Annotated in this window: 7 protein-coding genes; 5 read left to right on the top strand and 2 right to left on the bottom strand. The window is 45.3% G+C overall.

Annotation, left to right across the window (positions count from 1 at the left end; genetic code table 11):
- The first annotated feature begins 226 nt into the window (after positions 1-226).
- The 5 genes from AC59JT_RS12285 to AC59JT_RS12265 all read left to right on the top strand — a co-directional run bounded on the left by AC59JT_RS12285 (position 227) and on the right by AC59JT_RS12265 (position 10,037).
- Positions 227-3,481: a SusC/RagA family TonB-linked outer membrane protein gene (locus tag AC59JT_RS12285; RefSeq protein ID WP_497399194.1), complete on the top strand. Its 3,255-nt coding sequence runs from the start codon at positions 227-229 to the stop codon at positions 3,479-3,481.
- Between the two features lie 11 nt (positions 3,482-3,492).
- Positions 3,493-5,427, top strand: coding sequence for a RagB/SusD family nutrient uptake outer membrane protein (locus AC59JT_RS12280; RefSeq protein ID WP_497399192.1), 1,935 nt, complete (start codon positions 3,493-3,495; stop codon positions 5,425-5,427).
- A gap of 9 nt (positions 5,428-5,436) precedes the next feature.
- Complete coding sequence (locus AC59JT_RS12275) at positions 5,437-6,201, top strand: DUF3823 domain-containing protein (RefSeq protein WP_497399189.1); 765 nt, start codon at positions 5,437-5,439, stop codon at positions 6,199-6,201.
- 120 nt (positions 6,202-6,321) lie between these two features.
- A complete protein-coding gene (locus tag AC59JT_RS12270) occupies positions 6,322-9,213 on the top strand; it encodes a glycoside hydrolase family 38 N-terminal domain-containing protein (protein ID WP_497399187.1) in 2,892 nt (963 codons plus the stop codon).
- A 218-nt stretch (positions 9,214-9,431) separates the two neighbouring features.
- Positions 9,432-10,037 (top strand): YceI family protein, encoded by a 606-nt coding sequence (locus AC59JT_RS12265; RefSeq protein ID WP_497399185.1) that lies wholly within the window; start codon positions 9,432-9,434, stop codon positions 10,035-10,037.
- Positions 10,038-10,285: 248 nt separating this feature from the next.
- Here AC59JT_RS12265 and AC59JT_RS12260 read toward each other — a convergent pair whose 3' ends face one another.
- Complete coding sequence (locus tag AC59JT_RS12260) at positions 10,286-10,564, bottom strand: transcriptional repressor (protein WP_497399183.1); 279 nt, start codon at positions 10,562-10,564, stop codon at positions 10,286-10,288.
- 23 nt (positions 10,565-10,587) lie between these two features.
- Positions 10,588-11,604 carry a hemin-degrading factor gene (locus AC59JT_RS12255; protein ID WP_497399181.1) on the bottom strand — a complete coding sequence of 339 codons (1,017 nt, stop codon included), beginning with the start codon at positions 11,602-11,604 and terminating at the stop codon, positions 10,588-10,590.
- Positions 11,605-11,621 lie beyond the last annotated feature (17 nt).

Raw genomic sequence — 11,621 nt, 5'->3', positions numbered from 1 at the left:
GCATTTACCTATAATGTCCGGTTCTACAAACTTGTTGCTGTTGCTATAAAGTACTCTTGATTATATAAACTCTAAATTAAACTCAATGATAAAAAACAGACAAAGCATTGTTAAACAGGTATTTAGTGCCGGCCGGTGCTTAACGCATCCCACCTAGGAAAAATTAGTAACGCATTCAATTAATTCATTATAAACCAATAACACACATGATTTAGTATTTACTTTTATGAGATCTTATTCACATAATCAAACTGCAAAAACGGAGCGCGGCATTGCCGGGTCTTTGGCTTTGTATGGAAGGGCATTCCGCAATAAGGGATTGCCTTTATTAAAAGGAGCGCTTATGCCGGCGCTTATGTTATTAATGGCATTGCTGTTTTCGGCTTCGGTATATGCGCAAAATACTGTGCAAGGTACCGTTGTTGACGAGCGCGGTGCTTCATTGCCGGGTGTAAGCGTAGCCATTAAAGGCTCCACCGCAGGTACGCAAACAGATGCTAACGGTCGTTTTTCGCTTAACGCGGCCAATGGCGACGTGTTGGTATTTACCTTTATAGGTTATGATGCCGGCCAAAGCACTGTTGGCGCGCAAAAAAACATTACGGTTAAGTTAAACCCGGCCAATACCTCATTAAACGAGGTGGTTGTAACTGGTTATACCACGCAGAAAAAGAGCGAGCTGACCAGTGCGATCTCCAGCTTAAGCGCAAAGGAGATCGTAACCACCAAAAACGAGAACTTACTGAATACTTTAGCAGGTAAGTTACCGGGTTTACGCGTGGTTCAAAACACTTCAGAGCCGGGTTCATTCGCCAACAACTTCGATATCCGTGGCATGGGTAATGCCCTGGTTGTTATTGATGGTGTGCCTCGCCCCGGTATTGAGCGTGTTGACCCTAACGATATCGAGACCATCTCGATATTGAAAGACGCGTCGGCAGCCGTATACGGTGTTAAGGGTGCCAACGGTGTTGTTTTAATTACCACCAAACGCGGTAAAAAAGGCTCGTTGGAGTTAAACTACATTGGCAACTTTACTGCACAGGTACCTTCACGCATGTCGCGCGGTGTTAGCGCTGTTGACTATTTAATATTAGCCAACGAGAAAAACGTGCACAACACCCCGGGTAACGGTGTAAGAGGTGCAAGGCTGTATGATGATGCAACTATTGAAGCGTTTAGAAACGGTACCCGCAAAAGTACTGATTGGTATGATGCTACCATTAAGCCAAGCGCTATGCAGCAACAGCATAACCTAAGCGCTACCGGCGGTAACGAGAACACCAATTACTTTTTAAGCTTAGGCTACCTGGTACAGGATGGTTTATTAAGAAGCAATGATTTGGATTATACCCGTTATAACCTGCGTAGCAATTTATCTACCAAAATATCAAAACGCCTGACGTTTGATCTGAACCTGGCCGGTACGATGGATAAAAAGAACCAGCCATACCAATCGCCATGGTGGATCTTCCGTAGTATGTGGTACCAACCGGCAATTTATTCGGTTTATGCAAATGATAACCCTGCATATTATAACCAATTGCCAAACCCGCTGCACCCGGTAGCACAAGCCGATGCCGATGCAACCGGTTACCAGGTGTTTAAAAACTATTACTTCCAGTCAACAGCGTCATTAACTTATGATACGCCTATTGAAGGTTTGAAATTAAAAGGTTTATTCAACTTTGATATGGTATTTAATGATAATACCATTTTCAAAAAAGCCTATAACCTATATAGCTATGTAGCTTCAACAGGTGCTTACAACGGCGCTGCACAGGAGTCGCCAAGCACTATCCGTCGCGAGTATTATCAAAAACCATCAAACCTGGTTCAGTTATCATTAAACTACAACCGTAGCTTTGGTAATGGTACACATAATATTACCGGTTTATTATTGTATGAAGGCTTAACCCGTAAAGCCGATAACTTTAACGCGCAGCGCGAGTTAACTTTCCCTATTGACGGTTTGTTTGCCGGTAATACCAACAACATTAATAACGGTATGAGCACCAGTGTTGCTAACTATGCTACGGTTAGAACGGCATCACTAGTAGGATCATTCACTTATGATTACAAAGCCCGTTACTATACCAAATTTGGTTTCAGGCAAGATGGTAGTTCTATGTTTGATACGCCTAAGCAATGGGGTTTCTTCCCTTCGGGCGAGATCGGCTGGAGATTATCTGAAGAAAATTTCTGGAAAAATACGCAGTTGCTTAAATCGCTTACCAGCTTTAAAGTTCGCGCCAGCTACGGTTTAACGGGTGACGAGAATGCTTCTCAATTCCAGTTCCTGCCGGGTTATACTTATCCTGCAAGCGGCTCGAACGTAGGTCAGCCTGGTGGTGCCGTGTTTGATGGTGTTTACATTGCTGCTGTACAAAACAGGGGTATCGTAAACAAAAACCTTACCTGGTATACCGCTAAAATGTTTGATGCCGGTGTAGATGTGGAGATCAATAACGGTTTATTCGGCTTTACATTTGACTACTTTGTGCGTAACCGCGAAGGTTTGTTAGCTACGCAGTTAGATGCGCTACCTGATGTGGTAGGTGCACCGCTGCCACAGCAAAACTTAAACAGCGACCGTACATCAGGTTTCGACTTCTCGGTTAGCCATAAAAATCGCATTGGCGAATTTGGCTACATGGTTGGCGGTACATTTGGTTACACCCGTACCATGAACGTTAATATAGTTGCTGCCCGTTTGGGTAACTCATACCTTAACTGGGTGCAACGTAGCAACAACGTAGGTACCGGCCCTAACCGTTACAACAACGTTTATATTGGTTATGGTTCGGCTGGTCAGTACCAGTCATACCGCGATATCGAGTTCAGCCCTATCTATGTAGGTAAAGCTGCTGTTGTGGGCGATTATATATACGAAGACTGGAACGAAGACGGCCAGATAGGTGTTGACGATAGCCACCCTATAGGCACGTTTGGTGTACCGATGATCAACTTTGGTTTTAACTTAGCGGCCAACTACAAAGGCTTTGACTTAGCGGCCCAGTTCCAGGGTGCTGCTTTGGTTAACCAAACTTATGTTGAGCAACTACGCGAGCCACTTTGGGCAGGCGGTAACGCGGTTACCCAGTTCCTGGACAGATGGCACCCTGAGGATCCTAACGCCGATCCGTACAGCCCTGATACTAAATGGATACCTGGTTACTACGCTTACACCGGTTCATTACCTTTTGTTAATACCCGTGGCAACTTGCATAACTCAGCATACATCCGTTTAAAAAGTTTAGATGTTGGTTATACTTTGCCAAATAAATGGTTAGGTAAATCGGGCATAAAAGGTATCAGGATATTTGCTAACGCCTATAACCTGTTAACCTTTACCAGCTTGAAATTTGTCGACCCGGAGCACCCATCAGGCACTTCGCAGTTTACAGCTAACAGCAATCAGTATGACTATGCTTATCCGCTGGATAAAAAATACTCATTCGGTATAAATCTGAAATTATAATACTTAAGAAGATGAAAAGAAAAGTATATATCTTATTAATTGCATTGGTAGCAACATTTGCTACTTCCTGCAAGAAGAACCTTGACGAACCGCCTCGCAATATTTTGTCGGAAGAGGAAGTGTTTAAGTCGACTGCGGGTGTTGAGGCCTATATAGCGCGTATTTACAGCCAATTGCCGATAGAGGATTTTAAATATCAGCAAACCACCGGCTTTAAAGCGTTTTTCTTCGGTTCGCCATACCAGGCTACCGGCGAAGCGATCAGCCGTGACATCAACAACACAACCGAAACGTTTAACTATTGGGCCGATGCCTACGCTTTGATCAGAGATTGCCATATCATTATGGAAACCCTGCCATCATACGCAAGTAACTTTAATGCCGAGCAAGTTAAATATTGGTTAGCCGAAGCGCGTTTTGTACGCGGCCTTACATACTACGCTTTAGTTAAGCGGTATGGTGGTGTACCTTTGGTTAGCAAGCAACTTACGCAGCCGGGCCAAACTATTGATGATATAGTTGCTAACATGGCATCATTCCGTATCCCTCGTTCATCTGAGCAGGAGGTTTATGATTTTATTGCTGCCGATCTGGATTATGCCTACACCAATCTGCCTGATAACTTTACCACAACGGTAAAAAAAGGTCGCGCTACCAAATGGGCGGCTGCAGGTTTCAAATCAAGGATTATGTTAAACGCTGCCTGCGTAGCTAAGTATAACACTATCAACTTTACAAGTGGTGCCGTACAGGTTTGCGGTATACCGGCTGCTAAAGCTAACGATTACTTTAAAGCCGCTTATGATGCCGCTACGTTGGTTGTTGGTAAATTTAGTTTGTACAAAAACAGCTGGAGCGCTACCGATAAACTGGCACAAGCCAATAACTATGCTGCCTTGTTCCTTGATCCGTCAAGTGCCGAGAATATCTTTATCAGGCAGTACAAAGTGCCTAATGCGGCGCACTGGTATGATGCCAACCAAATTCCTAGACAATTGTGGAACGGTGGTTACTCTGCAGAAACCAACCCTACGTTGGAGTTTGTGGAGATGTTTGAAGGTATCCCACGCAACGCTGCCGGTGGTTTTGCAACTGTTGACGCAGCTAACAAATACATTTTATGGAATACTGAAAGCGAACCATTCGCTAACGTTGAGCCAAGGCTACGTGGCCAGGTATTATTCCCTGGTGATCCGTTCAAAAACCAGATCATGGAATTCCGTCGTGGCATTTATACAGGATCAGTTGCCGGCGGTATAACCAAATTAGTAGGTTCAAATACAACTGCTGCTTATCCGGGTACAGACCTAAAACAATCTGTAGACTATAATCAAACTCCGGTTACCTTGCCTGATGGCAGCAAAATGGATCCGGCCGGTAAAAGCGGTTTTGTTACCAATATTAGCGGTGTAGCTACAGGTATCTCAGGTTTCTCGGTTCGTAAATACTTAGACCCTAATAAACCTACTGCTGATATCAACACCGACCGCTCTGAGCAGGCCTGGATAGAATTACGTTATGCAGAAATATTATTAAACCAATCTGAAGCCGCGTATGAGTTATATGCTGCCGGTCAGGGTGCAAGCTATCTGCCAACAGTATTAACTGACATTAACGCTATTCGTGAGCGTGCCGGTGCCAGCTTAGCTACTTTAGGCGACTTAACTACAGTTGATGTAGTACGTAAAGAGCGCCGTAAAGAAATGGCGTTTGAAAACAAAACCTGGTGGGATCTGAGAAGATGGAGAATTATCGACAAGGAGCAAAATGGTAAAATTTACCATATCCTTAACGGTTTTTACTCAACCCAGGCCGGTAAATATTTTTATGATGATCGCTACAATGAAAGAGCTACTACCATGACGTTCGACCCAAGATGGTACTATGCACAAATACCAACCGCGGTAATAAACAAAAGCCCAAACATTGTACAAAACCCAAATTAATTTCAGGATATGAAAAAGACGATATATTATTTAGCGCTTAGCCTGGCTGTACTTACAGCTAGCTCATGCAAAAAATACGATAACTACGCCGGCCCTACAGAAACCTTAACCGGTAAAATTGTAGACAAAAACGGTGTTAACGTACAAAGCGAAGTATCAGGCGATAACGGTAAAGGTACCCGTATTAAATTACTGGAAACCAGCTGGAGCAGCAACCCAACACCGCTTTACGTAGCTACCAAGCAAGATGGTACTTATAACAACAGCAAAATATTTGCTGCTACTTATAACATCGTAGCCGAAGGTGCTTTTGTACCATTGGTGCAAACTACGCCAACCCCGGTTGATAAAAGTGTGAACCTAGAAGTTAAAGGTGGTACCACCACTGTAAACTTTGTGGTTGACCCCTGGTTAGTGGTTGAGTGGGTAGGTGAACCGGTTGTTAATGCTAACGGTACAATCACCGTTCAAGCCAAAGTAACCCGCGGCACCACCGACCCGCTATGGCAGCAAAACGTTGTAGAAATTGGTTTGTATGTTAGCCCTAGCCAGTATGTAGGTAATAACAACTATGATAACCGTTACTCGGCGCGTACAACTTACGCGGGTACTACCGGTACAGCTTTATTAGGCACTACATTAACATTGACTACCATAGGTGGCGTACTACCTAAAAAAGATTACTTTTTGCGCATAGGCGCCAGAACCAGCGCAACCAACGCCGGTGCTAACTACTATAACTACAGCACCATAAAAATGGCAACTGTAAAATAACAACAACACAATCGGGAGGGCTTAGGCCCTCCCTTTTTTTATACTGATTTTTCTTCTGTCCCTACATCGCAACGGTTGGCAAAACTGTATGCCGGTCATTGTACTACCTATACTTTTTTTATGAAACAGTATCTATCACTATCGCCCCGCATAGCTGCAATATGCTGGGCTTTATCAACTTTAACGGCTTACACAGGTTTAGCGCAAACAACCAATCAACCTACCTCCTTCGAGTGTAGGGTGAAACCTTACTACAAACACCGGAAAGACGGCAAGCCCGGCAGGGAAATTATGCTGTATTTTAAAGGTGGGAAGCTAACAGGCAATGCCTCTCTTAAAGTTGACTGCAATGGTATAATTGAACAGAGTGCCGTAAACGAACCACAAGGTGCCGACAGCCTGTCTGTACTGTTACCCGAGGGCATTGGCGTTGAGACCCTGGTGCAGGCCCGTATATCTATAACGGCCCCGGGTGTTAGTTTAAATCAGTCGATATTTGTTAACCCGCTAAAGCAGTGGACAGTTTATATCTATCCACACTCGCACGTGGATATTGGTTATACCAATACACAAGAGTTTGTGCGCAAACTGCATATGCGCAATATTGATGTTGCTATTGATATCGCCCGCAAAACACAAAGCTACCCCGAAGGAGCCAGATTTGTTTGGAACCCTGAAGCTAACTGGGTAACCGAGAACTATCTGAAAGAGGCATCGCCCGAAAAAAAGAAACTATTTATTGAAGCCGTACGCAAAGGCTGGATAAGTTTAGATGCCGATTATGGTAACGTAAACACCAGCGCCTGTAGCGACGAGGAATTGCTGCGACTGTTCCACAGCTCGCACGATATTGCCAAAACTACCGGCGTGCCGCTAAGCACCATGGTACAAATGGACGTTGCCGGTGCCTCGTGGGGAACGGTGCAGGCTGCTTACCAGAACGGTGTACGTGGTATGTTTTTATACCCCAACATTGGCACCGTGCGCCGTCCATGGGAGCACATGCCATTTTATTGGGTAGCGCCCGATGGTAAAACCAAAATGTTCTTCCTGCAGGCATGGCCTTATGGCTTTGGCTGGGATATAAAAGGCATAAAAATAGGCCTGGGCAAAGTGCAGGATGTGCGCCAGGAGGCTGATAGGATCACTACCGGTAAACCGTTGGTTAACTTCCTTGATCCGGCTATTTTCACCGAAACCGCGCAATTGGCCAATTCGCCGTACAGCATATTTGTGGCGCCATGGGCCTTGGCCGATAACGCCCTGATAGATGCCGACCTGCCCGACGCGGTTAAACTTTGGAACGAAAAATACGCTTACCCTAAGCTCATCATATCCGGCTCAAAACGCATATTGGATGATTATGAGAAACGATACGGCAACATCATCCCCCAAATAAAAGGAGACTACACTGAATACTGGACCGACGGCCTGGGTGCCGATACCCGCCGCGTTGGCCAATACCGCATAGGTAAAGAAAACATCGTACAGGCCGAAACCGCCTGGGCCATGCTTAAAGCCAGCACACCGTCGCCCCGTAAACTGATTGACAGCGCCTGGGAAAACTGCCTGCTGGGTGCCGAACATACCTGGGGCTACCAGGACCCAGCCGCGCCTTTGGCCAAGCAGATAGAAGATACCAAAGCGGGCTATTTTGAAAATTCGTTGAAGAACAGCAATACGCTATTAGACGAAACATTTAAAGACATCCGCAACGCGGAAAGCAATAAAATTGCTGTGTTTAACACCTTGTCGTGGGAGCGCGACGGCCTGGTAACGCTAAAACCATCGCAATCAAAAGCGGGTAACAAGGTTTTGAATGCTAAAGGCGAGGCAGTGCCATCACAACGTTTGTCAACCGGCGAGCTGGCGTTTTTGGCGGAAAAATCACCGTTTTTAAGTTCAAGTACCTATACTGTAACTTCCGGCACTTTTACCGGTACGGGATGCACTGCCAGCGGAAACACCATATCTAACGGTATTATTTCTGTAAGCATCGATCCTAAAAATGGCGATATAGCTAGTATCGTCAACGTAAAAACAGGGCAGGAGTATGTAGATAAAAAATCCGCCAACGGGGTAAACAGCTATCGTTACTTATTAAAAGGCGATAGCAGTTACGATGCCGCGAAGCCGACGAATGTGCGTTTGAAAATTAGAGAACGCGGTCCGCTGGTAGCATCTATATTAGTGGAGGCTGATGCGGATGGTGTGAAATGGCTAACGCGAGAGGTAAAGGTGGTGTATGGCCAGCCCTGGGTAGAAATTGCCAATGCTTTTGATAAGATCAGCACCCGCACCAAAGAAGGTATTCACTTCGGTTTTGACTTTAACGTGCCCGACGGACAAACGCATATTGATATCCCCTGGGGAATTATGCAACCCAACTTTGACCAGATCCCGGCATCAAACGGTAACTGGCAAATTATGCAGCGTTGGGTTGATGTATCAAACCAAAATACCGGCGTTACGTTGGCCGCCATAGAAGCACCGTTGTTTGAAATAGGTGCAATGTCAAACCTTTTTGGCGGCGCGCATGGCCGGCCTAACTGGTATAAAACGGTACCACGCTCAAAAACTATATTCTCATGGCCTTTGAATAACCACTGGGGCACCAACTTCCCCCTGGAACAAGGCGGTGTAATGAACCTGCATTACGGCATACTGCCACATGGCACCTATGATGCCGTTACGGCCAATCGCTTCGGCATGGAGCAAAACCGCCCGCTGATTGCCGTGCCGGTAGATAAAGACCCGGTAGCCAAAAGCTGGGTGAAAATTGGCAATCCAAAAGTATTCATCTCCACCCTTAAACAAAGTGACGACGGCAAAGGCATAGTGCTGCGCGTACGTTCCGTATCCGACGAGCCGGAGAAAGTACAACTAACATGGCCAAATGGCAAGCCCAAAAAGCTTTACAGTTGCCTGGCGGATGAGAAATTGGATAAAGCTATTACGACAGATCAAACCGTGTTACCACAGGGAACAATTAGCTATTATTTTGAGATGTAATAGTTCTAATAGACTAAGCAATCAACACTAATCCCACTTGCTTATAATTCATTGCCGTTGACTAAAGTCAACGGCAATGAATTTCTTTTCAGGTTGATACTTGTGCGAAAGCTTTTAAGCAGTGATCTTAATATTTACAAAGTTTACACTTTATTTTACAGCTAGAATAAGGCCCGGTCGCACGGGCCTTACTACGTTTGCTTCATCAAATTTTATTTATGTTGAAGGCAAGCATTATTGTTTTATTATGGTCGGTGTTGACCATTCCCGCTATCGCGCAGCAAACCTATAAACTGGATACCAAAGCCAGTAGGATAGACTGGAAAGCACCCAAAGCCATGGGCAACCGCCATTATGGCTACCTGTTGTTTAACTTGGGAAGTTTAAGCTATACGGCAGATGGCAAGCCGCTTAACGGTACGTTCAGCCTTAACATGAACAGCATCCGAAGTACCGACCATAAACGGGCTGCGGATAATAAGGAAGTTGATGATGAAATTAAGGCCGATAACTTTTTCGATGTTAAACATTATCCAACAGGCGCTGTGAACGTTAAGCAAATTACCCCTACAGATAAACCCAATATCTATTCAATAATTGCCGAACTGACACTGAAAGGCATTACCAAACCCATTGAGTTTACAGCTACCATTACACCAACTAAAACAGGCCTTACTGTAACCGGTTCGTTGGCTATTGACCGCTCGGCCTGGAATATTAAACCCAACAGCAAACCTCAACAATGGGGCCTTATTTCGGCCATGAAAGATAAGATAATCGCCGAAGAGATACCCGTTATATTAAACCTTACATTCACTAAATAATTGCCTTTTATCATGAAGCAACATCTGTATAAATTAATAATAGCTTTTGTTTTTACTTTGAGCACAAGTGCCCTTTTTGGTACGGTTAAGTATGTAAAGGATACCATGGGGTTTGATAAGCATGGGGTAATTGTATGCAAGAATCCCAATGTCAAAAACGCATTTGTTCCCCAAAGCATGAGCTTGTGTCCCAAGCCATAAAATAAAAAACGCCCGGGGCTATGGTCCGGGCGTTGGGCAGTTTGATTTTAAACCGGGAGGTTTATCCTATAAACCTTGCTATTACTGCCTTTCTCTTTTTTGTAGCTTACGTAGCCTTTAGTGCATAGCCAGGCCAGCGTAGCATAAACCGTAGCGCGACTGATTTGCCGCCCTTCTTTTTTGATCATGAACCAAAGGCTTTCGGCATCAATGTAGCCGGGTACCATGCAGAAATCCTCCAGCAGTACTTTACATTTAGCCGAAAGTTTGATGCCCTCTTTATCACAAAAATCAAAGAAGGCTTCGGCCCGTCGAGGTATTGACATAGGTAGATGTTTAGCCTCGGGCCTTAGTTAAATAATACCGCCCTCCAGCCCTCATCCTCGGGCACGCCCGGTTTGCGCTTGCCGAAGAATTGTACGATGGTGTTACCGTTTTTATCAAACAGCTCCAGGCTGTGTACATGCCCGTCAGTAGTCGGTTTTTTAACCAGCCATATGTTGGCCACGCCGTCCTCGCGCAGGTGCATGTTAAACTCAGGATCCAACACATTAAACCACGGACCGGTTTGCACCAGCTTGGTAACCGTTCCGGTATGTATTTGGATACAGCCCGCGCTGCCGGTAAACACCATGATAGGCAATTGCGTTTCTGAAGCTTTTGTCAGTATCTGTTTTACCGCGTCAAGACTAATTGGCACCGCGTGTCCTTCGGGAGCCAAACGTAAGGCCTGTGTGCGGGTAAGCTCATGCTTGCGGGTAAGGCCGTGAAACTCGTGCGTATCCTTCAGCGCCAGCCATTCTTCCTGGAAAGTTTTTACATCAACATCCGCGTCGGCTTTTTCAACGGTTGCCGGGGCGGTCAGTTTTACGGGCAATTCCTGGTGCTGGTCTTCGGCTTTGTATTTGGCAACAAGGGCATGGTAGGCCGCTACGTCGCTTTTATCAGTTAAATAAATTTTATGTACCGCCACGCCATAGGCATCAAAAAACTGCAGGCTTAGGCGTTCGCTTTCGTTTACAGCGAAGCCGAAGTGCCATTGGTTCATGAATAAACGCAGGTCGATATCCGGCGTAACGATTAATCCAACCGGACCGTTAAAGCCTACCTTGGTGTAAACGCCTTTACGCTCGTGCACGCAATGGTCATTACGGGTTAGGGCCATTACATAGCCCAGGGTATGCGTGTCTTTTAAAAGCTCCTGGAAGTTATTGGTCAACAAAGTATTTTGATTGCCGGCATCGGTGTTTACCAGTTCGGCTTCGCTAACGCCCAGTTTGGTTGCCGCGTCGCGGATACGTAGTTTGGGTTCCTGTGTTTTCAGGTTTTCCCATTGATCTTTTAATGATATTACTGTATTCTCCATATTCGTTTTTTCTGTGT

It is taken from the genome of Mucilaginibacter sp. A3364 (assembly GCF_059690715.1).
This window is presented reverse-complemented; position numbering and strand designations above follow the sequence as displayed.